This is a genomic window from Roseomonas populi (genome assembly GCF_024594815.1).
Taxonomy (GTDB): domain Bacteria; phylum Pseudomonadota; class Alphaproteobacteria; order Acetobacterales; family Acetobacteraceae; genus Roseomonas; species Roseomonas populi.
Genome location: NZ_JANJOU010000032.1, coordinates 25,936 through 50,189, shown reverse-complemented (window position 1 = coordinate 50,189; position 24,254 = coordinate 25,936). Strand labels below are relative to the sequence as shown.

Below are 24,254 nucleotides of genomic sequence, written 5' to 3'. Positions count from 1 at the left end.
ATCAACCGAGCCTCACGACGCGGTCGGCCAGGGCGGCCAGCCGCTCGGAATGGGTGGCGATGATCGTGGTGCGGCCCTTCGCGCCCTCACGGATCACCGGGATCAGCGCCGCCTCCGCCGCCGCGTCCAGATGCGCGGTCGGCTCGTCCAGCAGCAGGATCGGCGCGTCCTTCAGCAGGGCGCGGGCGAGGGCGATGCGGCGCCGCTCGCCGCCCGAGAGGCCGCCGCCGCGCTCGTCCAGCACGGCGTCCAGCCCGCCGGGCCTGGCGCGCAGCACGGCGTCCAGCCCAGCCTGCTCCACAGCCCGCGCGATCTCGCCGGCGGACGCGTCCTGGCGGGAGAGGGCGACGTTGGCGGCGATGCTGCCCGGCACGATCAGCGGCGCCTGCCCCATCCAGGCAATGGAAGGTGCGAAGGACCCGGCCTCGGAGAGCGCGAGCCCGTCCACCAGCACTTCCCCCTCCGTGAGCGGCGCCAGGCCGAGAAGAAGGTTCAGCAGGCTCGTCTTGCCCGATCCGCTGGGGCCGAGCAGCGCCACTACCTCGCCCGGCGCCATGTCCAGGCCGAAGCCCTCCACCGCCGCGCGGTCCTCGCCGGGATAGCGGACCGCCACGCCCTGGAAGCGGATGGCAGGGGCCCGGGGGATGGGCCGGGCGCCGCCCGCCGGGGTACGCGCCATGGCCTCCAGCGCCTCCAGCCGGTCCGCCGCGGTCTCGGCGGCCTGCTTGTCGTGGTAGGCGGCGGCGAGGCGGCGCATCGGCGCGTAGAATTCGGGCGCCAGGGCCAGCACGAAGAAGGCGCGGGGCAGGTCCAGCGCCTCCGGCGCCGGGAAGGGCAGCAGGCCCAGCAGGTTGAACCCGGCATAAACGGCGACCAGCGCCACCGAGAGCGCCGCGAAGAACTCCAGCGCGCCGGAGGAGAGGAAGGCCACCCGCAGCACGCCCACGGTGCGGCGGCGCAGCTCGTCCGCGGCCCCGGCCAGCCGCGCGGTCTCCTCCGCCTCGGCCTGGAAGGCGAGGATCGTGGGAAGGCCGCGCACCCGGTCGGCGAAGAGGGCGGAGAGGCGGGACAGGGCATCGAACTGCCGCCGCGCCTCGTCCGCCGCCGCCCCGCCGGCCAGGGCGAGCGCCAGGACGAAGGGGATCAGGGTGAAGGCCAGGATGCCCGCGCTGAAGGGGCTGGCGATCGCCGTGGCGCCCAGGATCAGGAAGGGGACCAGCGCCGCAGCCCGCCGCGCCGGCAGGAAGCGGGCGATGTAGCCGTCCAGCGCCTCCACCTCGTCCACGGCCGAGGTCATCAGGCTGCCGACAGGCGGCCTTTCCCCGGCCGGGATGCCGAGGCTGGCCACCACCACCCGGCGACGCAGCGCGGCCTTGGCCCTACGCGCGGCCTCTCCGCCTGCGCGCAGAGAGAGGCTGCCGAACACCCCGCGCCCGGTGGCCGCCACCACGCCCAGCGCAAGCCAGGGCCAGGCGGCGCCCACCCCCTGCCCGATGGAGGCCAGCCCGCCCGCCAGCGCGGCGGCGAAGCCGATGGCGGCCACGCCGTCCAGGCAGAGCAGCCCGGTGGCCGAGCCGTTCCAGCGGCCGCCGGCGCGGGCGGCCTCCTTCAGCCAGGCCTGGCGGCGGGCCTTGCGTTGCTTGTCGGGTAGGGGATGCGACATGCCCCTCTCTTCGCCCGGCCGCCGCCCTGGTTCCTTGATCGAGATCAAGGCGCCGCCCTCCGGTCCATGGCTTCTGAGGTCATCCCCGGCCTGAACCGCGCCCCCCGATGCGCGCGGCGGCCGGATGGGCGGAGCAAACCAATGGACCCCGGTGTCGTCGACCTGTCGCGGCTGCAATTCGCGCTGACCGCGCTCTACCACTTCCTCTTCGTGCCGCTGACCCTCGGCCTCTCCTTCCTGCTCGTCATCATGGAGAGCATCTACGTGATGACCGGTCGACCGATCTGGCGCACCATCACGCAGTTTTGGGGCGTGATCTTCGGCATCAACTTCGTGCTCGGCGTCGCGACCGGGCTGACGATGGAATTCCAGTTCGGCACGAACTGGTCCTATTTCTCCCACTATGTCGGCGACATCTTCGGCGCGCCGCTCGCGATCGAGGGCCTGATGGCCTTCTTCCTGGAAGCGACATTCGTCGGTCTGATGTTCTTCGGATGGGAGCGGCTCTCCAAGCTCGGCCACCTCTTCGCGACCTTCATGGTGGCGCTGGGCACGAATCTCTCCGCGCTCTGGATCCTCATCGCCAATGGCTGGATGCAGAACCCCGTTGGCGCCGTGTTCAACCCGGAGACCATGCGCATGGAGGTGAACGACTTCGCCGCCGTGCTGTTCAACCCGATCGCGCAGGCGAAGTTCGTCCACACCGTCTCGGCCGGCTACGTCATCGCCTCCGTGCTCGTGCTCGGCATCTCCGCGCTCTATCTGCTGCGCGGGCAATGGGTCGGCTTCGCGCGGCGCTCCATGACGGTGGCGGCGGCCTTCGGCCTGGCCTCCTCGCTCTCGGTCGTCGTGCTGGGCGACGAATCCGGCTACGCGCTGACCGATAACCAGAAGATGAAGCTCGCGGCCATCGAGGCCGCCTGGCACACGGAGGCGGCGCCCGCGGGGCTGACGCTGTTCGGCCTGCCCAACAGCACGACCCGCGAGACCGAGTACGCGGTGAACATCCCCTGGGTGCTCGGCGTCATCGCCACCCGCAGCCTCGACAAGGAGGTGACGGGGATGAGCGAGCTGGTGCTGCTCGCGCAGGAGCGGATCGAGTCCGGGCGAGAGGCATTCGGCGCGGTGGAGGCGCTGAAGGCGAACCCGAACGACCCCGCCGCGCGCGAGGCCTTCGCCCGCCACGGCCGCGACCTCGGCTACGGGCTGCTGCTGACCCGCTACGTCGCCGATCCCCGTAATGCCACGCCGGAGCAGATCCAGAGGGCCGCCTGGGACACGGTGCCGAACGTGCCGCTGATGTTCTGGAGCTTCCGCATCATGGCCTCCATCGGCTTCGCCATGATCGCGCTCTTCTCCACCGCCTTCCTGCTCTGCAGCCTGCGCAAGTTCGACCAGCGCTGGTTCCTGCGCCTGGCCGTCATCGCCATCCCCCTTCCCTGGATCGCGACGGAGCTGGGCTGGGTGATCGCGGAGATGGGCCGCCAGCCCTGGGCCATCGAGGGCGTGCTGCCGACCTTCCTCGGCGCCTCCTCCCTCAGCCGCACCGAGCTCTGGCTCACGCTGGCGGGCTTCACCCTCGTCTACGGCGTGCTCGCGGTGATCGAGGTCGGGCTCATTGTCCGCACGGTGAAGAAGGGCCCCTTTGCCGGGCACGAGGACCCGAACCCCGCCCCCGGCGCGCTTCCCGCCACCCCCGCGATGGTCGGCTAGAGGAGAACACGGTCATGGACCTCGCATACGACTACGCCACGCTGCGCCTGATCTGGTGGGGGCTGATGGGGGTGCTGCTCATCGGCTTCGCCCTCACCGATGGATGGGACCTCGGCGTCGCGGCCATGCTGCCCTTCGTCGGGAAGACCGATGTGGAGCGGCGGATGGTGATCAACGCCATCGGCCCGACCTGGGAGGGGAACCAGGTGTGGTTCATCCTCGGCGGCGGCGCGATTTTCGCCGCATGGCCCTTCGTCTACGCCGTCAGCTTCTCCGGCTTCTACCTCGCCATGTTCGTGGTGCTGGCCTCGCTGATCCTGCGGCCGGTGGGCTTCAAGTACCGGTCCAAGAAGCCGGACCCCGCCTGGCGCACGCGCTGGGACTGGGCGCTCTTCATCGGCGGCTTCGTGCCCTCGCTCGTCTTCGGCGTCGCGGTCGGCAACGTCCTCCAGGGCGTGCCCTTCCGGCTGGATGGCAACCTGCGCGCCTTCTACGAGGGGAGCTTCTTCGGCCTCTTCACGCCCTTCAGCCTGCTCTGCGGCCTGCTCTCGGTCGCCATGGTCGTGCTGCACGGCGCGGCCTTCCTCTCCGTCCGGATCGAGCGCGGGCCGGTGCATGACCGTGCAAGGCGCTTCGGGACCTGGGCGGCCCTGGCCTCGCTGGTGCTCTTCGCCCTCGGCTGGGCCTATGTGGCCTGGGGTGGGATCGGCTTCCGCATCACGGGCGCCATCGATCCGGTCGGCGCCTCCAACCCGCTGCGCACCACCTCCGTGAGGGAGGCCGGGGCCTGGCTGGCGAACTACAGGGCCTATCCCTGGATGATGATTGCCCCCGCCCTGGGCTTCCTCGGCGCGGCGCTAGCCCTGCTGGGCATCCGGGCGAAGTGGGAGGTGCCGGCCTTCGCGGGCTCCGCTCTCTCCGCCTTCGGCATCATCGCGACCGTCGGGCTCTCGATGTTCCCTTACATCCTGCCCAGCTCAGTGGACGCGAACTCCAGCCTCACGGTCTGGAACGCGTCTTCCTCGCAGAGGACGCTGTTCATCATGGTCGTGGTGACCGTGATCTTCCTTCCCCTTGTCCTCGCCTACACCGCCTGGGTCTACAAGGTCCTCTGGGGCCGGGTGACGACCGAGGATGTGGGCCGCAACCCCCACTTCTACTGAGAGAGGGATCCCCGCCATGTGGTATTTCGCCTGGGTCCTCGGCCTCGGCCTGGCCGTCGCCTTCGGGGTGCTGAACGGCATCTGGCACGAGTTCCACCTGCCCACCGACGACCGGGACCACCCGGCCGCCTGACCCTCTCCCCGCGCCGCCCGGGCATACGGCGGCGCGGCCCCCCCCAACAAACAAGCCGGGCCCCCCGGGCCCCCCCGCCCCCCCCCCCCCCCCGCGCGGCCGGCGCGCCCCCGCGGCCCCCTCATCGAAACAGCGCGGTCCCCATCCCGTCCCCGGCGCACTATAGTCCGGCCCTTGTCACGGGGAGGGTCGCCGCCATCACCCAGGTCTGTTCCGATTGCATGGTCCGCGATCGCACCCTTTGCGGCAGCCTCAGCGACGAGGAGCTGACCGCGCTTAACCGGCTCGGCCGCAAGCGGCAGCTGGCCCGCGGCGAGACCCTCGCCTGGGCCGGTGACGAGGCGGTGCTCTGCGCCAACCTCCTCTCCGGCGTGCTGAAGCTCAGCGCCTCCACCGCGGATGGGCGGGAGCAGATCGTCGGCCTGCTCTACCCCTCCGACTTCGTCGGCCGCCCCTTCGCGCAGGAGGTGGAGCACAGCATCACCGCGCTGACGGACGCCGAGCTCTGCGTCTTCCCCCGCAAGCCCTTCGAGGAGGCGCTGGAGAACCATGTCCGCATGGAGCGCCTGCTGCTCCGCCGCACCCTCGCGGCGCTGGACGAGGCGCGGGCGCGGATGCTGATGCTCGGCCGCAAGACGGCGGAGGAGAAGGTGGCGAGCTTCCTGCTCGACATGGCCGGGCACCTCGCGGGGCGGGACAGGCGGCCCGCGGGCGAGGTCACCTTCGACCTGCCGCTGACGCGCACCCAGATCGCCGATGTGCTGGGCCTGACGATCGAGACGGTCAGCCGCCAGATGACGAAGCTGAAGAGAGAGGGCCTGATCGACCTGCCCGCCGGCCGCGCGGTGACGATCCGGAACCGCGAGAGCCTGCAGGAGCGCGCCGAGGCGGCCTGAGCGCCGGCCCGGGCGGGGACGGCCTTGACGCTGATCAAGGCCTTCCCCCTGGCAGGAGGCGAGAATGGCGGCATGACGCATCGAGCCGACCTCCCGTCCCGCACCGCTCTCGCGCTCGCCGAGGCCCGGGTGCCTCGCTACACCAGCTACCCCACGGCCGCGCAGTTCGGGCCGATCGGGGAGGCCACCTACCGGGGCTGGCTACGCGAGGGAATCCGCTCCTCCGATTCCCTATCCCTCTATCTTCACGTCCCCTTCTGCCGCGCCCTCTGCTGGTACTGCGCCTGCCACGCCAAGCCCACGCGCTCGGTGGAGCGCGTCCACGCCTACTCCGCCGCGCTGCACGCCGAGGCGGCGCTGCTGGCCGCCGCCCTGCCGGTCCATGCCGGCGTCTCCCACCTGCATCTCGGCGGCGGTACGCCCTCCATCCTTGGCCCGGACGGGCTGCGGGAGCTGATGCGGGCCCTGCACCGGAACTTCGGCCTCCGCCCCGGCGCGGAGATCGCGATCGAGCTGGACCCGCGCGTGCTGGACGAGGCGACGGCGGAGGTGCTCGGCGAACTCGGCTTCACCCGCGCCAGCCTCGGCGTGCAGGATATCGACCCGGCCGTGCAGGCCCGCATCGGCCGCCCGCAGCCCGCCGCCCTCGTGGAGCTGGCGGTGGAGCGCCTGCGCCGCGCGGGGATCGGCGGCATCAACATCGACCTGATGTACGGGCTGCCCACCCAGACCGCCGCGCATATCGCGGCGAGCGCCCGCTTCGCCGGCGGGCTCGGCGCGGACCGCCTGGCGGTGTTCGGCTACGCCCATGTCGCCTGGATGAAGCCGCACCAGAAGGCCATCGACGCCTCCACCCTGCCCGACGCCGTGGCGCGGCTGGAGCAGGCCGAGGCCGCGGAGGAGGTGCTGGTGGGCATGGGCTACCGGGCGCTCGGCCTGGACCATTTCGCCCGGCCGGAGGACCCCCTGGCCCGGGCCGCCACGGCGGGCCGGCTGCGGCGCAACTTCCAGGGCTACACCACGGACAACGCCCCGGTGCTTCTCGGCCTCGGCTCCTCCGCCATCGGGAGCCTACCGGGCGGCCATGCCGGAAACGCCTTGGACGAGAGGCGCTATGCCCAGGCGGTCGCGGAGGGCCGTCTCCCGGTGGCACGCGGCGTAGCGACCACGGAGGAGGACCGCTTGCGTGCCCGCCTCATCGAGCGGGTGATGTGCGATTTCACGCTGGACCTGCGCCCGAGCGATCCGGCGACACGGCACGTCCTGCGGCAGGCGCTGGACCGGATGGCGCCGCTGGAGGAGGCGGGGCTGGTCCGGCGGGAGGCCGGCCGGCTGAACGTCACGCCGGCAGGGCGGCGCTTCGTCCGGCAGGTCGCCGCCTGCTTCGACGCGTTCCAGGTCCCGGCGGCTGGCCGCCATTCCACCGCGGTCTGAACAGGCCACGGTCAGACCACCCGGCACCCAAACGGCCTCGGCGTGCCCGACAGCGTTGCGCGCGCCTGACCAGAACGCAGAGGGAGGGACCGCGCCCTCGACCTGACCGGCGCGACATGACCGCGCAGGCCTGCTGAACTGGGGCGGGGCGGGATCCCCGTAATGACTGCACGCAGAAGAAATTCGGTTATGGTATGGGGGAGCTTCCAGGAAAGGGCGACTGTCGCGGCCCGGTCGAGCGGCGACGAAAGGGTGTGCAGGGTATCGTGGCAGCCAATCCGATGACAGCCAGCGGGTATGGCGTCTTCGCCCGGGTCAACAGCCTTGCCGCCTGGCCGACGTGACCGGCCCGGCCCTGTCAGAGTGATGCCTGGATCCGGCATGGCAGGAGAGCCGCCCTCCGAACCTGCTCGCCATCAGCAGGCCGCCCCGGGGCGGGGCACGTCACGGGCCCCGGAGCCCCGGCGATCGCTCGGCGCCCTGGTTCGATCCCTGCGGGGCCGGCCGGACACCGAGCACGAGATGAGCTTCAACCGGCTCGCCTTCGTCCTCACCGCCGTCGTCTACTTCGCCCTCGTGCCCGATACCACGCGGGCGATGTGGCAGATCTGCATCGTCTACGCCGTCCTGGCGGTCGGGCTGCTCGCCCACATCCTGCTCCGCCCGGCGCGCAACCTGATCCGGCGCGGCTTTGCGATGGTGCTGGATGTCAGCATCATCTCCCTGGAGCTTTGGATTGGTGGACAGCCGACGGCGGTGCTGTTCCCGCTGTACCTGTGGCTGGTGCTCGGGAACGGGTTTCGCTTCGGGGTGAACTGGCTGTTCGCCGGCATGCTGCTGAGCGTTCTCCAGTTCTCCGCCGTCGTTGCGGTCACGCCGTTCTGGCGCGAACAGCCCCACCTATCGGCCGGGCTCCTCCTAGGCCTGCTCGGCATACCGCTTTACGCCGCGACCCTGGTTCGGAAGCTCTCCGCGGCAACGACGCAAGCGGAGGAAGCGAACCAAGCGAAGAGCATGTTCCTCGCCAGCGTCAGCCACGAGCTCCGCACCCCACTCACCGCCATCATCGGCATGGGCTCCCTCCTGTCGGAGACGCGCCTGGACAACGAGCAGCGCGACATGGTGCGGACCGTCGATCGTGCCTCGCGCTCGCTCCTGTCCCTGATCGAGAGCATCCTCGATTTCTCACGGGTCGAGGCGGGGCGCATGCCGCCCCGGCTCTCGGAGATCGACCCGCTGACACTGCTGGGGGATGTGCGCCGGCTGCTGGGTGCCCAGGCTCTCGAGAGGGGCCTGCGGCTTTCAACCCACACCACGCTGCGCCTTCCCCCACGCATCCTGGGCGACGCGCATCAGCTGACCGAAGTCATGCTCAATCTCGTGGGCAATGCCATCAAGTTCACCCAACAGGGCACGGTCACCCTCGCGTTGGATGCGGAACCACTCAGCGCCAGCCGGATCCGGCTGCTCTGCGAGGTGTCGGACACGGGCATCGGCATCGCGCCGGAGGCTCAGGAGCGCATCTTCGACAGCTTCGTCCAGGCCGATCCGGGCATCTTTCATCGCTTCGGCGGAACCGGCCTCGGACTGGCGATCTGCCGCCGGCTGGTGTCGCTGTCCGGCGGAGACATCGGGGTGCGCAGCACGCCCGGGGCCGGAAGCACCTTCTGGTTCACCCTGGAGCTTGGATTCACGGAAGCCGGCCGGCCGGAGGTTCCGCGGCAGGAGATCCTGCTCCTGGCCGAGCCGGGGCCTCTGGCCCAGCGGACGATGGCGATGCTGGAGCGCCTGGGCCACGATGTGGAGGCCGCCCCTGCCCTGGCGGATGCCGTGACCTCGATCAGCCGCCAGCCCCGAACGGTGGTTGTCATGATGCAGCCGGGGGAGCCGGCAGCGACACCCGAGGCGGCGGCCACCGCTCTCCGGGCCGCGGCGCGCGGCCGGGGCCTGACACTTGTGCTGTGCCAGGGCGATGACCAGGGCCTTCCGGAGGTCGCACTCCGTCGGGAGTTCGCGCTGGTGGTGCCGGTGGATACGGCCGAGCCCGGATGGGCTGCCGCGCTCCGGATGACCACCGGGGACCTCCTGCCGCCCGCTGACGCCCACCTGCCGCGAGCCTCCGCCGCCCGTGCGCTGTCGGTGCTGGTCGCCGACGACAGCCAGGTCAACCGGCGCGTCTTCCACGCGATCCTGGAGCGAGCGGGCCATCGGACCCGGCTCGTGACGAACGGAGAGGAAGCTCTCAAGGCGCTGGACGATCAGGCCTTTGACGCTGTCCTCATGGACGTGAACATGCCCGTCATGGACGGGCTTGAGGCCACGAAGCTGTACCGCTTCTCGGCCCTTGGGCAGGACCGGGTCCCGATCATCGCCCTCACGGCCGATGCCACTCCGATGACCCGCGAACTCTGCAGCAAGGCGGGGGTGGACGCTTACCTCACGAAGCCTGTCGATCCTCGCACGCTGATCGAAACCATAGAGATGGTGGTCAGCAACAGGCCCTCCTCGGACCCTGCCAAGTTCGCTGCGGAGGCTGAGGCCAGCACCGGCCCGCAGATCCGGTCCTTCGCCACCGAACCACCCCTGGACGAGGCGACGCTCGAGAACCTGGAGGCGCTCGGCGGGCTGCAATTCGTCGCGGAGCTGGCGCACGATTTCCTTGAAAGTGCCGAAGAACACCTCATCCAACTCGACATCGCGATAAGCGAGCAGGACGTTTCCGGCTTTCGCTCCACGGTGCACGCGATCCGGAGCGGGGCCGCCAACCTGGGTGTCCGCGCCCTCTTCGACCTGTGTTGCTTCGTCGAGAACCTGCGGCTCGCCGATCTCTCGTACCAGGGCCGCAGCTACCACGCTCAGATCTCGAAGGAGGTGGACCGGGCCCGAGAGGCGCTGGCCCTGCGCCTCGATGCGTCCAGCGATCGGCCGCGGGGCACGGCGCCGGGGTGATCGCGGATCCTCGGGGGGTTACCCTGGCTCCGCGATCGCACGGTCCCTCGATGCCGGCCATGTCGGCCGGCACCGCGGGCTCATCCCGGCACAAGCGGCAGGCCGGGGAGGGGCTAAGTGGTTTCAGGCCGCTTGGCTCCGGCCTTCCATGGCGGCCATCCGCCGGTCCTGCGCCGCGGCCAGGCGGCACATCTTGCGCAGATCGGGCTCGCCAAGCTCCATGGCCGCGTCGACCCAGACGCCGACGATATCGCGCAGTTCCGACAGGGTGACCGGGTTCACGCGCCGACGGGCCCGGTACATCGCGAGATAGGCGTTCCGCTTGCGCTCGTTCTTCGCGATGTAATCGCGAACCGCCATTTCACCCTCGCCGTCCTCGGCCAGGACATCAACGATGCCGATCGAGTGCAGCTCCTCGGCGCTGTAGATCTGGCCACTGGTGATCATCTGCTCGGCCTTCACCGGGCCCACGCGCCGGCTCAGGAAGCTGTAGGCGCCCATGCCCGGGAACAGGTTGAACAGGATCTCCGGCAGGCCGAATTTCGCCCGGCGCTCGGCAACAATCACGTCGAAGGCGAGCGCGCACTCAAAGCCGCCCCCCAACGCGTCGCCCTGCACCAGCGCGATGGTCACGAGGGGGAGTCCGAAGGCCACGGCATTCCCGTACACCGCCTCAACGCATGTCTCACCGTAGTGCAGCAGGGACCCGCGGTCGCCAGAGCGGATGCGCTCAGCGAAATGACCGAGGTCCCCGCCGAGGTTGAACACGCCCTGCACCTTGGACGCCATGACATAATAGTGGGCTGGGAGCTTGGGCGCGTTCGCGTGGCGGGCGAACAGGTGCTGCAGTGAAGCCTGCATGGCCAGGATGTCACGCAGCAGTTCCATGCTGAAGCTGGGCCGGCCGCGTGGGGACATATAGGCCCAATAGGTGCTCTCGCGCGGGTCAAGCGAGACTTCGAGCGTCTCGTACCGCTGGGCCGCAACTTCGAGATGGGCTGAGGCGACGGAGAAGTTGACATCGGAACGCCGTCCCATCTCGGCAGCCACGCTGGTGGCGAGTGACGGGGCGGCACTGGGCGCAATAAAGGTCATGACTGATCCTTACGAAGGAGGTGGACTGCCGGCTGGCACTCCAGGATGACAACGAGCGATCGGTGCCTGCTGTCCGCGGCACATTACGGTTTACGTCTCAGATCGGTCCGCAATCTCCGCGGTTGGAGACATAAAATTCCGGCGCGGGGCTCCTGGCGCGCTCCGCAGGCCGCTCCGGGCCATCCTCTGCGCACCATATTGTTTCTTTTTCGGAATTAATCTGGGTTGAACTACCCCGGATGACAGCGGACTTGCTTCTAGCGGCAAATCCCGTACGCAAAGGTCAATCGCCCCTGCCGCCGCGATCCGCTGACCGTCTCACCAATCATCGTCTTGCCAGATGGCCGATTTCGGCGTTCGTCGCCCACAAACTGAGAAAGCTGCGTGTTCCCGGACCAACGGTCAGATCGAGACACACTGGATTTGCGGGCTGGGTGACGAAATAGGAGCGCTTAGATGTAAATTCTGCCGCGGAATGTCGGATCGGGGCAATTGACCTTTGGCAAAGAAAAAACGCTGCAGATGACAAACTATCGACAGCTCGGAGTAATAAGTCCGACCTTACAGGAATGTAAGACCAGCGGCAGCCCAATGCTCCCGACCGAAAGACCTTGACATCGACCGGGTCGGGGAGACTATCAAGCGTAACTTTCGATGGGTTCGCAACCTTCGAACGTTTCGGTATCTGTGCTCAAGCAGCAAAGATTGGTGCACTTGACGACGCCTCACATCCTGATTGTGGACGATCAAGACACCAACCGGCGCGTTTACAGCCGGCTAGCCACGAATGTGGAGGGTGCGCGGGTCGAGAGCGTTGCTCATCCCGAAGAGGCCCTCCTCTGGCTCGAGAGCCACGAGCCCGACCTGATCATCACCGACTTCCGGATGCCGGGCCTGGACGGGGCGGCCTTCACGCGGCGGGTGCGCGCCATGCCCGGCTGTGCCGACCTTCCCATCGTCGTCGTAACCGTATTCCAGGACCGCACCTTCCGGCACGCCGCACTTGAGGCAGGCGCCACTGACTTCCTTCTAAGCCCGGTTGATCATGTTGAATTCCGCACCCGGGTCCGCAACCTACTCCTGATGCGCCGCCAGCAGCAGCAGTTGCGCCGGCACGCCCAGATGCTGGAGCAGGAACTGGCCGAAAGCGAGAGCTCGCGGGAGCGCCTGGTGCGCGACAGTCGCGAGGCCCTGGCGCAGGTGATCGACACGGTTCCCGCCTTCATCACCGCCACCGACCGGGAAGGCCGTTGTGTCTTCGCCAACGCGCAGGTCGCCCGGGAGCTCGGCACCTCGCCATCCGAGATGGTCGGGCGGGGCCTGTCAGCGCTGCTGGGCTCGGCAGGGCGACGCAGCGACAATGCCGACCGCCTCGTGCTCGAGCGGGGTATCTCCTTGCCGGCGTTTGAGGAGGAGCGCAGTGACGCCCAAGGCCGCCGCCGGGTGATGCTGACCACCAAGGCACCTCTCCGCGATGCCGCAGGACAGGTCACCAGCGTCCTCACAAGCTCCCTCGATATCACGGACCGGAAGTTCGCCGAAGAACGGCTCCGGGAAATCGAGGTTCGCCAGACTTTCCTTCTATACTTCAACGACGAACTCAGACCGCTGCGCCAGGCAGCGCAGATCCAGGCCGAGGCCTGCCGCCTGCTTGGCGAGCACCTGCGAGTCGCGCGCGTCGGGCTTGCCGAGATGCACAAGCAGGAGGTCAGGGTAACAGTCGACTGGAATGACGGCCGCCTACCCTCCCTGGTGGGCACCTGGGAGAACGAGACGTTTGCTTCTGCATTCGGCGCGGAAATAGATGACGCTGCGCTTGGTGCCGAGCCCGAAACCGCCAGCAGATCGAAAACGCTGCGGATGGCGGACACCGATTCGACCAGCGCCGGGATGCGCTCATACCTCAACGTGCCGTTTCTCAAGGTGGGCCAGCCGGTTGCGCTGCTGTTCATCCACGACACTGAGCCACAAACCTGGACCGCCGAGCAGATCGACTTGATTGAGGAAGCCTGCGAGCGGCTATGGGGTGCGGTTGAGCGCGCCCAGGCTGCGGCGGCGCTGCACGACAGCCAGCAGCAACTGGCAATGGCGCTGAACGCGGCCCGTATGGGGACGTTCGATTGGGATCCTGTAGCCGACCGAGTGACGCTCACGCCCCAGTCGGGGACGCTGCTAGGTCTCGTGCCGGCCTGCTTTCCAGCCACCAGCGGGGAGCTGCTTGCGATTCTCCACCCGGAGGACCTGGCGCGTCATCGGCTCGCCCTTTTGGAGGCGGGCCGCAAGGAAGGACACTATCGCTCCGAGTATCGGGTGATCCGGCCGCAAGATCAGCGGGTGATGTGGATCGAAGAACGAGGCGAGGCAACGATCGACCCGGCCACGGGGAGAATGCGGGTCAAAGGTGTCCATTGGGACATTAGTGAGCTTCGATCCGCCGAGAAACAACAGACCTTGTCGATGCATGAGACCCGTGCAGGGGCGAGGAGCACCTGAGAAGTCCTGGCCGGGACGGGTGTGCCGCTCACTAAGCAAGCAACGGACGCTTACGCCGCGAAGTTTTACAACAGGACCTCGCGCCGGGTAATAGCGCCCATATTTCAAAAATATCTCAAACTTTATGAACCTCCGAATTCCTCTAGTTTTGATTGCCCACACAAGATGATAACAGCACCAACGTAGCAATGGCAGTTATGGGCAAAGCATGGGCCCTACCAACGACTTGAGCGATGATAAGATCTGGCTAGTTCCCGGAAAATATGAGTGTCCTCCCTGACCTAACCGCAGCCACCAGAAATCGGGGCAGCCTCCTTATTTTCAGGAGATCTGCCGTAGAGCAGCCATGCTTACCCTGGCGCGCGCAGCTTCGCCTTCGTCGCGCCGTTGGTACGGCTTGGATTCACGGTTGGAACCTCCCGCCACTCGCCTCACCTGCGCGGATATGAAGGCGACCCGGAGGTGCATGCCTCACCTGACCATGACCACTTCGACACCCTGGATCAGTGGATGATGCTGGGCAGCCCGGTTCTCAGCGCCGCCTCACGATAAGCATGAGGCGCGGCCAGGGCGGGACAGCCCACCCTGGTTCTCCTCCTCATCCCGCTGTCATGCGGATCGAGGTATCGAGGAAGGCGTTGGTGTAGGACTTCTCGACATCGAAGGGCTGAGCCCCCTCGAAGTTGGTCTGGATCAGGTCGTAATCGGCCTTCATCCGCTCCGCACTGAAGGCACCGAGCGCCACGCTCGTGGTCGTGGGGTCGCGCTGCAACTCGACCACCCGTTCCCAGACGCGCTGCTGCGTCCAGTCATCCAGGCCTGATGCCGCGGCAAACAGCGCTTTAATGGCGGGCTGCGGATCGGCCACCGAGGCCGAGAAAGCGCGCTGTGAAACCTGAACGAACTTTCGCACCGTCTCCGGCTGCCGGGACAGAAAATCCCCGTTCACGACGATGGAGTTGCCATACGGATTGATGCCAAGATCCATCCAGCGCTGGAAGCCAAGATCAGCACCGAACTCCCGCACCTTCAGGTCGTGCTCGTTCCAGAAGTCCGAGGTGACATCGATCACCTTGTTCTTCAACGACGGGATCTTGGCCGGCGGCGCCACGTTCACGAAGCGAACAGATGAGGGGTCAATGCCGACCCTTCGGGCGAAGATCGGCCACATGATGCGGGAAGCATCGCCGGGAGGGTTGCCGATGGACCGGCCGACGAAATCTTTCGGCCCAGAGATGCCGTTGCTCTTCAGCCAGTAAAAGGTCTGGGGAGAGTTGGCGAACACCGTCATCACCGCGACAAGATTTCCGCCCCGCCCACGGGCGAGCAGCGCGGTCGCCATGTCTGAGATGCCGACCTGTGCCGTGCCCGCCACCACGCGCTGGGAGGACAGGCCGGAGCCGCGCCCGGCCTCGATGATGACATCCAGGCCGGCCTGATCGTACCAGCCATTCGCCTTCGCCAGGTAGAAGGGCGCATGGTCCGCGTAAGGTGTCCAGTTGAGGACGAAGGTGATCCGCTCCTTCGATTGGGCACGGGCGATGGCCGGCAGGGCGAGAGGCGCGGCCAGGCCTGCGAGCAAAAGCCCGCGGCGCCGAACGGCAGAAGGTTCGCTGGGCATGCGCGCTTATCCCTTCCCTGACCCGGTCTCGCGGGCTGTCATGTCGAGCCTATCACGCTAGGATCGGGCCGCAACAAATTTCCAACCAAACGGTTGGTAGGGAAGCCAGTATGCCGAACCGAGCCGCCGCCAGCCGGACAGTACCGCGCCGCGAGCCCGGCAAGCGGGACCCGGAGAGTACGCGCCGTTCCCTGCTTGATGCCGCGATCGGCGAGTTCGCGGAGAAAGGCCTGGCCGGGGCCCGGGTGGACGAGATCGCGGCGCGGGCCGAGGTGAACAAGCAGCTCGTCTACCATCACTTCGGCACGAAGGAGGACCTGTACACGGCCGCGCTGGAGGAGGTTTACGCCGCTATCCGCCAGGAGGAGCAGGCGCTGCACCTGGACGACCTGCCGCCGCAGAAGGCCATGGAAAGGCTGGTCGGCTTCTCCTTCGACTATCTCAGCGCCCATCCGGAATTCGTCGCGCTGCTGAACGATGAGAACCAGCATGGCGGCCGGCATGTGCGCGCCTCCTCGCGGCTGCGGGAGATGCATTCGCCACTGGTCGGGATGGTGGAGGAGACGCTGGCGCGCGGGGCAGAACAGGCGCTGTTCCGGGACGACCTGAACGCGGTCGACCTCTACATCACCATCGCGGGGATCTCGTACTTCTTCTTCTCGAACAACCGCACCCTCTCGGCGATCTTCGGCAGGAGGTTGGATACCCGCCCGTCGATCTCCCGCCATCGGGCTCATGTGATCAGCTTCGTCCTCGCTGCCCTCCGCCCCTGATCCGACCTTGTCAACTATCTGGTTGACACTCCCTCTCGCCCTCTCCTAGCGTTTCGGCCGCACGAGGAAGGGCGGGCATGACGGCGGAGGTGAGCACCGATGTTCCGGCCGGCGGCGCCGCGGTCCTGCGCGATCCGCGAGGGGATGCGGCGGCCAGGGCCCTGCGGCGGCGGTGGGGTATCATCCTGGCCGTGCATCTCGCCGCCATCATGCTCTGGGAAGCACTGTCGCGGCTGGCCGGCCTGCCCGCCTTCCTCCTCCCGGCGCCGAGCGCGGTCGTGGCGACCCTCGGCAACCCGAATCATGCGTGGCTCTCCAACACGCTCGTCACACTGGCTGAGATCGCGGGCGGCTACGCGCTGGCGATCGCGCTCGGCGTGCTCGGCGCGCTCCTCTTCACCTGGTCGCGCACCCTGTCGCTGCTGGTCTTTCCGCTCCTCGTCACGCTCAACATGATCCCGAAGGTCGCGCTCGGCCCGATCATGATCGTGTGGCTGAGCTACGGCATCGTCACCAACATGCTCATCACCTTCAGCCTCTGCTTCTTTCCCATCCTTCTCACCACGGTACGGGGGCTGCAGGAGGTGGAGCCGGACCTGCTGGACCTCGTGCACTCGCTGAAGGGGTCGCGGTGGCAGGTGTTCCGTTACATCCAGCTTCCCGGCGCGCTGCCCTACATCTTCTCCGGCATGAAGGTCGCCTCCATCCTGGCGGTGGCGGGTGCTGTGGTGGGTGAGTTTGTCGCCTCGGAGCGGGGCCTCGCCTACCTGATGATCCAGGTCCAGAGCTCGCTCGATACGGCGGCCATGTTCATGGCCGTCATCATCCTCACCCTGCTCGGCCTCGCCCTCTACCTCCTCGTGCTGGGGCTCGAGCACCGCTTCGTCCCGAGGGACGCCAGGAAGGGATAGGCCATGTCCGCCCAAGCCAGAGAGAATGCCGGCGACCAGCGCTGGCTCGATGCCGCCGACCTGCCCGACCGTCTCATGGACGAGGCCGAGCTCGACGAGTTCCTCTCCCGCCCCAGCCGCGCGCTGGCCGCCGACCTGGCGGCGCTGGAGGGAGACATCATGGTCCTCGGCGTCGGCGGGAAGATGGGTCCCACCCTCGCCCGGCTTGCCCGCAACGCGGCGCCGGACAAGCGCGTCTTCGGCGTGGCCCGCTTCAGCGAGGCCGGGCTGCGGGAGGGGCTGGAGCGCCACGGCGTGGAGACGATCGCCTGCGACCTGCTGGACCGCGCGGCGCTGGAGACGCTGCCGCGCGCGCGCAACGTGATCCTCATGGCCGGGCGGAAGTTCGGCGCCAGCGGCGACCAGTCTCTGACCTGGGCGATGAACACCCACGTCCCGGCGCTGGTGGCGGAATCCTTCCGCGCGTCCCGCATCGTCGCCTTCTCCACGGGTTGCGTGTACCCCTTCGTGCCCGTGAACGGCCCCGGCTCCACGGAGGACAGCCCGCTCGACCCGCCGGGCGAGTACGCCTTCTCCTGCATCGGGCGGGAGCGGATGATTCAGCACTTCTCCGCGCAGCACGGCACGCCGGGCCGGCTGTTCCGGCTGAACTACGCCATCGACCTGCGCTACGGTGTGCTGTTCGACGTGGCGACGAAGGTGATGCGCGGCGATCCGGTGGACGTCACCATGGGCCACGTCAACGTTATCTGGCAGGGCGACGCCAATGCCCAGGCCCTCCGCTGCCTTCGCCAGGCCACCGTGCCCGCCGCCCCGCTCAACGTGACGGGGCCGGAAACCATCCCGGTGCGCTGGCTGGCCAAGGCCTTTGGCGAGCGCCTGGGCAAGCCGGTGACGATCACCGGCCAGGAGGCGCCGACCGCCTGGCTGAACAACGCGGCGGAGGCGGCGCGGCTCTTCGGCTATCCCGTCGTGCCCTTGGCGCGAATGATCGACTGGGTGGCTGACTGGGTTGCCCGCGGCGGCAAGGCCTTCGGCAAGCCCACGCATTTCGAGGTGCGGGATGGCACCTACTGAGGTTCCTCCCGTCGCGGCGCTGGGCCCTTCCGCCATGGCAGGCTGCCTCGCCCTGTCACGCGAGGCTGGCTGGAACCAGGCGGAGGCGGATTGGCGCCTGTTCTTCGGGCAGGGCACCGTCTTCGGCATCGGCGGCGAGCGGCCGGTCGCGACCGGGGCGATCCTGCCCTACCGGGAGGGCGGCTTCGCCTGGATCGGCATGGTGCTCGTCACCGCCTCCATGCGCGGGCGGGGCCTGGGAACCCGCATCCTGCGCCACGGCCTCGCCCTGTTGGCCGAGGCGGGCCTTCACCCCGTGCTGGATGCCACGCCGGCGGGGGCGCGCATCTACCGCCCGCTCGGCTTCGTGGAGCAGCTCGGCCTGACGCGCTGGCGCGGACCCGGCGGCGGCGAAGCACCCCCCGGCCCGCGCCCCGCGGCGGCGGAGGACCTGCCCCGCCTGGCCGCGCTGGACGGCGCGGCTTTCGGCGCCCCCCGCCCTGCCCTGCTCCGCGAGCTGCTGGAGCGCGCCCCGTCCCTCGCCTTCGTGGCGGGGGATGGCCTCGTCCTGGGCCGGGACGGCGACCGGGCCACGCAGCTCGGCCCGCTCGTCGCGCCGGACGAGGCGGCGGCGCTGCCCCTGCTACAGGCGGCACTGTCCCGCGTGCGGGGCGAGGCGATCATCGACCTCGCCGATCGCTGCACAATCCTGGCCGGCGCCCTCCGCGCCCGCGGCTTCGCGCCCGAGCGCCCCTACACGCGCATGGCGCTGGGCCATGCCACTCCGTTCGGGGATCCGTCCCGCCTCATGGCGGTGGCGGGGCCCGAGCTGGGCTGAGAGGACCACCATGCCCCTGCACCGCCCCCTGCATCGAACGGACCTGCCGCCCGAGACGCTCAGCCTGCTGCGGCGGGGTGTCGCCATTCCCGCCCATCCGCTCGCGCTCGATGCGGGGCGGCGCTTCGACCGGCGGCACCAGCGCGCCCTGACGCGCTACTACGTGGATGCCGGTTCGGGCGGGCTCGCGGTGGGCGTGCACACCACGCAGTTCGAGATCCGCGACGTCGGCCTCTACGCCCCCGTGCTGGAGGCGGCGATGGAGGATGCGCGCGGCTGGACGGACCGGCCGATGGTGATGGTGGCGGGGCTGGCCGGCCGCACCGCCCAGGCCGTGCAGGAGGCGCGCACGGCCGTCTCCCTCGGCTACCATGCCGGCCTGCTCAGCCTGGCCGCGATGAAGGGCGCCTCGCCCGAGGAGATCCTGGAGCACTGCCGGACCGTCGCGGCGGAGATCCCGCTGGTCGGCTTCTACCTGCAGCCCTCCGTGGGCGGCATCCCGCTCGGCGTCGATTTCTGGCGCGCCTTCTGCGCGATCGACAACGTCGTCGCTGTGAAGGTGGCCCCCTTCAACCGCTACCGCACGCTGGACGTGGTGCGCGGCCTGGCGGAGGCGCGGGCCGAGGACCGCGTGACCCTCTACACGGGGAATGACGACCACATCGTGCTCGACCTCGTCACCCCCTTCACCGTGAGGCGTGACGGCGAGGCGGTGACGCTGCGCTTCCAGGGCGGGCTGCTCGGCCACTGGTCGGTCTGGACCCGCGGGGCGGTACGGCTGCTGGAGCGGCTGAAGGAAGCGGTGGCGGCGGGGCCGCTCCCGCCCGAGATCCTGGCGCTGGATTCCGCCGTCACGGACTGCAACGCGGCCTTCTTCGACGTGGCGAACGACTTCCATGGCTGCATCGCCGGCTGCCACGAGGTGCTGCGCCGGCAGGGGCTGCTGGAGGGCACCTGGTGCCTCAACCCCGCGGAGGGGCTGAGCCTGGGCCAGGCGGAGGCGATCGACCGGGTGCTCCGACTCTACCCCGAGTTCTCCGACGACGAGTTCGTCGCCGCGAACCGGGAGCGCTGGCTGTCATGACCGAGCCGCTGATCCGACTGGAGAAGGTTCGCAAGACCTACCGCACCGACGGGCAGGACTTCACCGCCGTCTCTGACGTGACCATGACGGTGGACGAGGGCGATCTCGTCTCCCTTGTCGGTCCTTCGGGCTGCGGCAAGACCACGGTGCTGAAGATCCTGGCCGGGCTGCACGAGGCGAGCGACGGCGTGGTCCGGATCGGCAACGCCGAATCCGGCTTCGTGCCGGGGCGCGACGTGGGCATGGTGTTCCAGCAGGCCCTTCTGCTGAAGTGGCGCACCATCCTGGAGAACGTGACCCTGCCGGCGGAAATCCTGGGCCTGCCGAAGCGGGAAGCGCGGGAGCGCGCGCGCCATCTGCTGGCCATGGTGGGGCTGCGCGGCTTCGAGGAGAAGTTCCCCTATCAGCTCTCCGGCGGCATGCAGCAGCGCGCCGCCATCGCCCGTGCCCTGGTGCACGATCCGAAGCTCATCCTGATGGACGAGCCCTTCGGCGCGCTGGACGCGCTGACGCGCGAGAAGATGAACCTCGAGATGCTCCGCATTTGGCGCGAGAGCGGGAAGACCATCCTCTTCGTCACCCACTCCATCCAGGAGGCCGTGTTCCTCGGCTCGCGCTGTGCCGTGCTGACCGCCGGACCGGCAAGGATGGCAGATACCTTCAGCATCGACCTGCCTGCGGAGCGAGGCCTGGATATCAAGACGACGGAGGCGTTCGGCGTCTATGTGAAGCGGATCTACGCTCAGCTCGGCATGCACTGACACCGCCGGGCAGCGCGGCCAGAAGGATGTGGTGACGGGGAGCCCATTCATGCCCCGGGCCGCCCGCGGGGATGGCTGATAAAGCACCTTGCGTCAGCGCCGCGTGGCCGAGGATGCGTGTTCCGTACCCTCCCTGGCATGCCAGGCCACATCCGGCGGCGCGCTCTCGGCCGCCCGGCCCCGCTCGCCTCCTCGACCATGGCACCTCACCCCTGTTTCTCTGCTTTCCCTTCATCGGTGCAGTCGGGCGCCGGGAGCGCCCGGAGTAGGTCGGACGGTTCCCACGCGAATGGGATTCCTCCCTATGGAGGGTCCATGGCAGCGTGCCGGGATGAGCCCGCGCACCCTCTCCGACGATGCTCTGAAAGCGGCGCTTCGAGACGCGTTCGAGGCCCTTCATGCCGCGAACGGGAGGGATCTGCCCGCGGTCAACCTCACCGTCCTGACATCACGCCGGGACGTGTTGCTGGCTGAAGCCAAGCGCCGGGGCATGAAGGTGGCACTTCACCCACCTCCGACCTGCGTCGAGCCGTGGTGGGCCTCGTACACCCCTGAGTACGACGACCCGATCAGGGCTGCCCTGGACGCCTACAAGGCCGCCTTGCACATCGGCGCCGATCCGGACGAGTTGGACCGGCTCTGTGCTGAGTTGCGGCGGGCTCAGGCCGTCAAGCTCGCCGTGATCTACCCATCCGGACCAAGCTCAGCCTCGCCTATCCCACTCGGCCCAGCGCCGCCATGGTTCCGCAGGCCGGAGGGTGGATAGGCCGGCCGATGCACCTCGCTGCAACGAGGCGAAGGCAGATCAATCCAGCGCCGGATCCGGTATAACGCTGCCGCAGATCTCCGCAGTTCCCGGCTGGCATGGAGCCAGCACAGCACTTGCGGTTACCGAGATGGATCGGGAATTTCCCCTCTTCCCCTGTCAGGAACAGCGTTACCGCCAAGTAGGCTGGCCGAGGCCAGGAGCTTCCATCCGTGGCTGGGCGGGCTCAATGGGCGAATCGTCCTGCTGGTATCCAGGCGGGCTGCCGGGCTCCGGATCGTCCAGGCGATTTCGCCGGGGCTGATCGTAAGGCAAGCCATTCTCGGGGCGGTATTGCAGAGGCTGATCCCGACCGGGTTCGAGATCCCACAAATCGGACCGGCGGGCTGCCGGTTCACCGTAGCCCGAGCCGTAGGGCGGACTGTTGTACTCCGGGCGGGTTCCGAACCCCTCCTCGCTAGGGCGGTACGCCGGTGCCGCGTCGTAAGCGCGATAGCCGGGCGATGGGCCGTTGTAGGGCTGCTGCTCCGGCGCGCTATTGAGCGGAACCGGCGGCGCAAGCGGGTAAGCTTGCTGGCCGTATGCAGGCCCGTGGGGCGAGTAGGATGGCGGCAAGGCTGGCCCGTAGTAGCTGTAAGGGGGCGCGACACAGCCCGCCAGCAGGAGGGAGGCCAATCCAGCAAAGCGAACGCCTCCGGCCGGGTTCAAAGCACTCATCCTCGTGATGGTCACCGGCACAGGGAATACCTCGACGATGGCAGCATTCTGGCAGCCCGGCATTGGCGAGAGAGAGTAGCCCCGCAGGCGACTGGCCCTCGGCAAATGACCTTGCCCTCAATCCGGGATGGCGCATTGAGGAGAACGCAATTCCCATCCGCCCGGATCAGGGCTGATCCCGGAGGCACGCCAGGCGAGAGCCTTGCCCGAGAGGGAGCGAACTCGCCGAGCGCCGTCGATCATGCCTGGCGCTCGACGAGGACGGCCGAAGCCTAGATCAGCCCCTCATGCGTCATCGCCTTCCGCACGGACGGAAGCTTCATCATCCTGTCCCGGTAGGCGGCCAGCGTCCCGGGCACGTTGAGCCCGTTCTTCTGGGCCCAGAGGAGCATGACGAACAGGTAGCAGTCGGCAACGCTGACCTCGCTCCCGAACAGGTAGTCGCCCTTCATGGTACCGGCGAGATATCCCATTCGCTTCAGGATCATCTCGCCCGCCTTCCGCTTCTCCTCATCCCCGGCGCCGGAGAAGAAGGGCTTGAAGCTCTTGTGGATCTCGGTCGAGATAAAGGCGAGCGCCTCCAGCAGGCGGCTGTGGCCCATCGCGCCCGAGGGCTTCAGCGCTCCGTCCTGGTGGGCGATCCAGTCGAGGATCGCGACGTTCTCGGTGAGGGTCTCGCCGGAATCGAGGGTCAGCGTGGGAACGTAGCCCTTGGGATTGATCGTCGTGAAGTCGGTGCCGCCCGCCGTGCGCTTCGCCTTCAGGTCCACCTTCTCGTGCTCGAAGGAGAGCCCTGCCTGATGCAGGGCGATGTGATCGGCCAAGCTGCAGGCACCGGGCGAATAATAGAGCTTCATCGTGGTTCTCCCCGTCTCGCCCGGATGCGACATTCACCGAAGCGCCACCGGGCACGCCCGGATATGGTCCCTCGGCGGCAGCAAACATCCATCCCCATCCGAGATCCACCCGAGCGGCCGCCCTTGCTGGTCAGCCGGCGCCAGGATGGCGGGGGTGAAAGACCCAGCCTTCATGCCCTTTCTCGAATCCGGCCGATGATCGTTGCCCCGCGATGAGCTTCCTCGAAGGAGGGCACGGCGGAGGTTCGCGGGGCGCCTTCCGGCAGGCATTCACCTCGTCGGCACCGGCCCTCCGGCTGTCGATCGGCTCCGGAACCTCGCGCCCCGCCCCGCTCGCATGCGCCAAGCCGGCCAGCACAGCGCGCCACCCGCCGCAAGGGCTCGACCAGGGGGAATTTCGCGCATCCCACTGCCAGCACGAGGCCACTTCCGTCCATGCCTCGCCCTCGACGGACGGATGATGCTGCCATCCCGGCATGACGGGCGACCCACATCCCTCACCTACCGGAAAGTGGCCGCGGCAGGAGGGCGCTGCAGGACGCCGTGGCATCGCAACCACGGGTAGGTGCCGGGCAGCGGTTCAATTGCGCAGCAAGTCGTGCGCGGCGCCCTGGGCCCGGAGGAAGGCCAGCGCGAGGCGCGCTCGCCTCCAGCCTTCCCCTTCGAGGTGCCTCAGCGGGCCGGCGGCGCACCTGCCGGAGCTCCCGGCGCGCCGCCGGGCATCTGCATGGCGGTGTAGCCCGTCGGAATGCTCAGCCGGGCGGGATCCACCTGGCCGTAGCTCACCTGGGTGGCCTCCATCACCGTCGTCGGCGTCCCATTCGGGGGAGTGGTCGTGGCGCGCAGCAGCACGCCGTCCTCGGTGATGCAGGAGGTGCCGCGCCCCTGGGCGACGGCCACATCCCATTCGACGCAGCTGGTCCCGGCCACCGTCGCGGTTCCCTTGCGGGTGAAGGTAGCACCGGCCGGCACCCCCTGCGTCATGGCGGCGGCCGTGGCCGGCGGCATCGCCATGGTGGCCCGCTGGGCATCCATGACCATCACCGCCGTGTTCGCGCGGCGGTCAATCAGCATCCACCCGATGCCGCCGGGCGGATCCATGCGCTGCTTGCCGGTGCTGGCGGAGAAGGCCATCCGCATCTCCTGCGGCGCGGCGGCTGCGCCCGGTGCCCCACCCGTCGCCGCCGCGCCGTTCACGCGGTAGGTGACGGTGACGTCGCGGGTGGGCTGCAGGTTCGCGGGTTGAGCAATGGCGGGCAGCGCGACGAGGGCCAGGGCTGCCGTGGAGGTCAGGAAGCGGAGCACGCGGTTTCTCCGGTTACGAGGGCGCG

At 68.6% G+C, this 24,254-nt stretch carries 19 protein-coding genes; 14 read left to right on the top strand and 5 right to left on the bottom strand.

Going from position 1 to position 24,254, the window contains the following annotated elements:
• Position 1: 1 nt before the first annotated feature.
• On the bottom strand, positions 2-1,663 hold the full coding sequence (cydD, locus tag NRP21_RS25100; protein ID WP_257718984.1) for a thiol reductant ABC exporter subunit CydD: 1,662 nt from the start codon (positions 1,661-1,663) through the stop codon (positions 2-4).
• 141 nt (positions 1,664-1,804) lie between these two features.
• On the opposite strand from cydD, the gene NRP21_RS25095 reads away from it, so the two are divergent.
• The 6 genes from NRP21_RS25095 (at position 1,805) to NRP21_RS25070 (ending at position 9,951) form a co-directional block, all read left to right on the top strand.
• Positions 1,805-3,376: a cytochrome ubiquinol oxidase subunit I gene (locus NRP21_RS25095; RefSeq protein ID WP_257718983.1), complete on the top strand. Its 1,572-nt coding sequence runs from the start codon at positions 1,805-1,807 to the stop codon at positions 3,374-3,376.
• Positions 3,377-3,390: 14 nt separating this feature from the next.
• Positions 3,391-4,539 carry a cytochrome d ubiquinol oxidase subunit II gene (cydB, locus tag NRP21_RS25090; RefSeq protein ID WP_257718982.1) on the top strand — a complete coding sequence of 383 codons (1,149 nt, stop codon included), beginning with the start codon at positions 3,391-3,393 and terminating at the stop codon, positions 4,537-4,539.
• A gap of 16 nt (positions 4,540-4,555) precedes the next feature.
• A complete protein-coding gene (gene cydX / locus NRP21_RS25085; protein ID WP_257718981.1) occupies positions 4,556-4,672 on the top strand; it encodes a cytochrome bd-I oxidase subunit CydX in 117 nt (38 codons plus the stop codon).
• A gap of 221 nt (positions 4,673-4,893) precedes the next feature.
• The gene (locus NRP21_RS25080) at positions 4,894-5,568 is read left to right on the top strand and encodes a Crp/Fnr family transcriptional regulator (RefSeq protein ID WP_257718980.1); all 675 of its coding nucleotides are present in this window, start codon (positions 4,894-4,896) and stop codon (positions 5,566-5,568) included.
• Between the two features lie 24 nt (positions 5,569-5,592).
• Positions 5,593-7,002, top strand: a complete 1,410-nt coding sequence (gene hemN / locus NRP21_RS25075) for an oxygen-independent coproporphyrinogen III oxidase (protein WP_257718979.1) — start codon at positions 5,593-5,595, stop codon at positions 7,000-7,002.
• Positions 7,003-7,524: 522 nt separating this feature from the next.
• Complete coding sequence (locus NRP21_RS25070; RefSeq protein WP_257718978.1) at positions 7,525-9,951, top strand: ATP-binding protein; 2,427 nt, start codon at positions 7,525-7,527, stop codon at positions 9,949-9,951.
• Positions 9,952-10,074: 123 nt separating this feature from the next.
• On the opposite strand, the gene NRP21_RS25065 is transcribed toward NRP21_RS25070, so the two are convergent.
• Positions 10,075-11,046: a crotonase/enoyl-CoA hydratase family protein gene (locus NRP21_RS25065; RefSeq protein ID WP_257718977.1), complete on the bottom strand. Its 972-nt coding sequence runs from the start codon at positions 11,044-11,046 to the stop codon at positions 10,075-10,077.
• A gap of 714 nt (positions 11,047-11,760) precedes the next feature.
• Between NRP21_RS25065 and NRP21_RS25060 the strand changes: the two genes are divergently transcribed.
• Positions 11,761-13,539: a response regulator gene (locus tag NRP21_RS25060; protein ID WP_257718976.1), complete on the top strand. Its 1,779-nt coding sequence runs from the start codon at positions 11,761-11,763 to the stop codon at positions 13,537-13,539.
• 598 nt (positions 13,540-14,137) lie between these two features.
• Here NRP21_RS25060 and NRP21_RS25055 read toward each other — a convergent pair.
• A complete protein-coding gene (locus NRP21_RS25055) occupies positions 14,138-15,160 on the bottom strand; it encodes an ABC transporter substrate-binding protein (protein ID WP_257718975.1) in 1,023 nt (340 codons plus the stop codon).
• 110 nt (positions 15,161-15,270) lie between these two features.
• On the opposite strand from NRP21_RS25055, the gene NRP21_RS25050 reads away from it, so the two are divergent.
• From NRP21_RS25050 to NRP21_RS25020, 7 genes are all read left to right on the top strand, one after another.
• Positions 15,271-15,933, top strand: coding sequence for a TetR/AcrR family transcriptional regulator (locus NRP21_RS25050; protein ID WP_257718974.1), 663 nt, complete (start codon positions 15,271-15,273; stop codon positions 15,931-15,933).
• A gap of 77 nt (positions 15,934-16,010) precedes the next feature.
• Positions 16,011-16,844, top strand: a complete 834-nt coding sequence (locus NRP21_RS25045) for an ABC transporter permease (protein WP_257718973.1) — start codon at positions 16,011-16,013, stop codon at positions 16,842-16,844.
• 3 nt (positions 16,845-16,847) lie between these two features.
• The gene (locus tag NRP21_RS25040) at positions 16,848-17,921 is read left to right on the top strand and encodes an NAD-dependent epimerase/dehydratase family protein (RefSeq protein ID WP_257718972.1); all 1,074 of its coding nucleotides are present in this window, start codon (positions 16,848-16,850) and stop codon (positions 17,919-17,921) included.
• Positions 17,908-18,738 carry a GNAT family N-acetyltransferase gene (locus NRP21_RS25035; protein WP_257718971.1) on the top strand — a complete coding sequence of 277 codons (831 nt, stop codon included), beginning with the start codon at positions 17,908-17,910 and terminating at the stop codon, positions 18,736-18,738. Before NRP21_RS25040 ends, NRP21_RS25035 begins: the two co-directional genes overlap by 14 nt.
• Positions 18,739-18,748: 10 nt before the next feature.
• The gene (locus NRP21_RS25030; RefSeq protein ID WP_257718970.1) at positions 18,749-19,822 is read left to right on the top strand and encodes a dihydrodipicolinate synthase family protein; all 1,074 of its coding nucleotides are present in this window, start codon (positions 18,749-18,751) and stop codon (positions 19,820-19,822) included.
• A complete protein-coding gene (locus NRP21_RS25025) occupies positions 19,819-20,583 on the top strand; it encodes an ABC transporter ATP-binding protein (RefSeq protein ID WP_257718969.1) in 765 nt (254 codons plus the stop codon). Before NRP21_RS25030 ends, NRP21_RS25025 begins: the two co-directional genes overlap by 4 nt.
• A 331-nt stretch (positions 20,584-20,914) precedes the next feature.
• Positions 20,915-21,349 carry a hypothetical protein gene (locus NRP21_RS25020; protein WP_257718968.1) on the top strand — a complete coding sequence of 145 codons (435 nt, stop codon included), beginning with the start codon at positions 20,915-20,917 and terminating at the stop codon, positions 21,347-21,349.
• A 989-nt stretch (positions 21,350-22,338) separates the two neighbouring features.
• On the opposite strand, the gene NRP21_RS25015 is transcribed toward NRP21_RS25020, so the two are convergent.
• Positions 22,339-22,923 carry a glutathione binding-like protein gene (locus NRP21_RS25015; protein WP_257718967.1) on the bottom strand — a complete coding sequence of 195 codons (585 nt, stop codon included), beginning with the start codon at positions 22,921-22,923 and terminating at the stop codon, positions 22,339-22,341.
• Positions 22,924-23,595: 672 nt separating this feature from the next.
• Positions 23,596-24,228 carry a hypothetical protein gene (locus NRP21_RS25010; protein WP_257718966.1) on the bottom strand — a complete coding sequence of 211 codons (633 nt, stop codon included), beginning with the start codon at positions 24,226-24,228 and terminating at the stop codon, positions 23,596-23,598.
• Between the last annotated feature and the right edge of the window lie 26 nt (positions 24,229-24,254).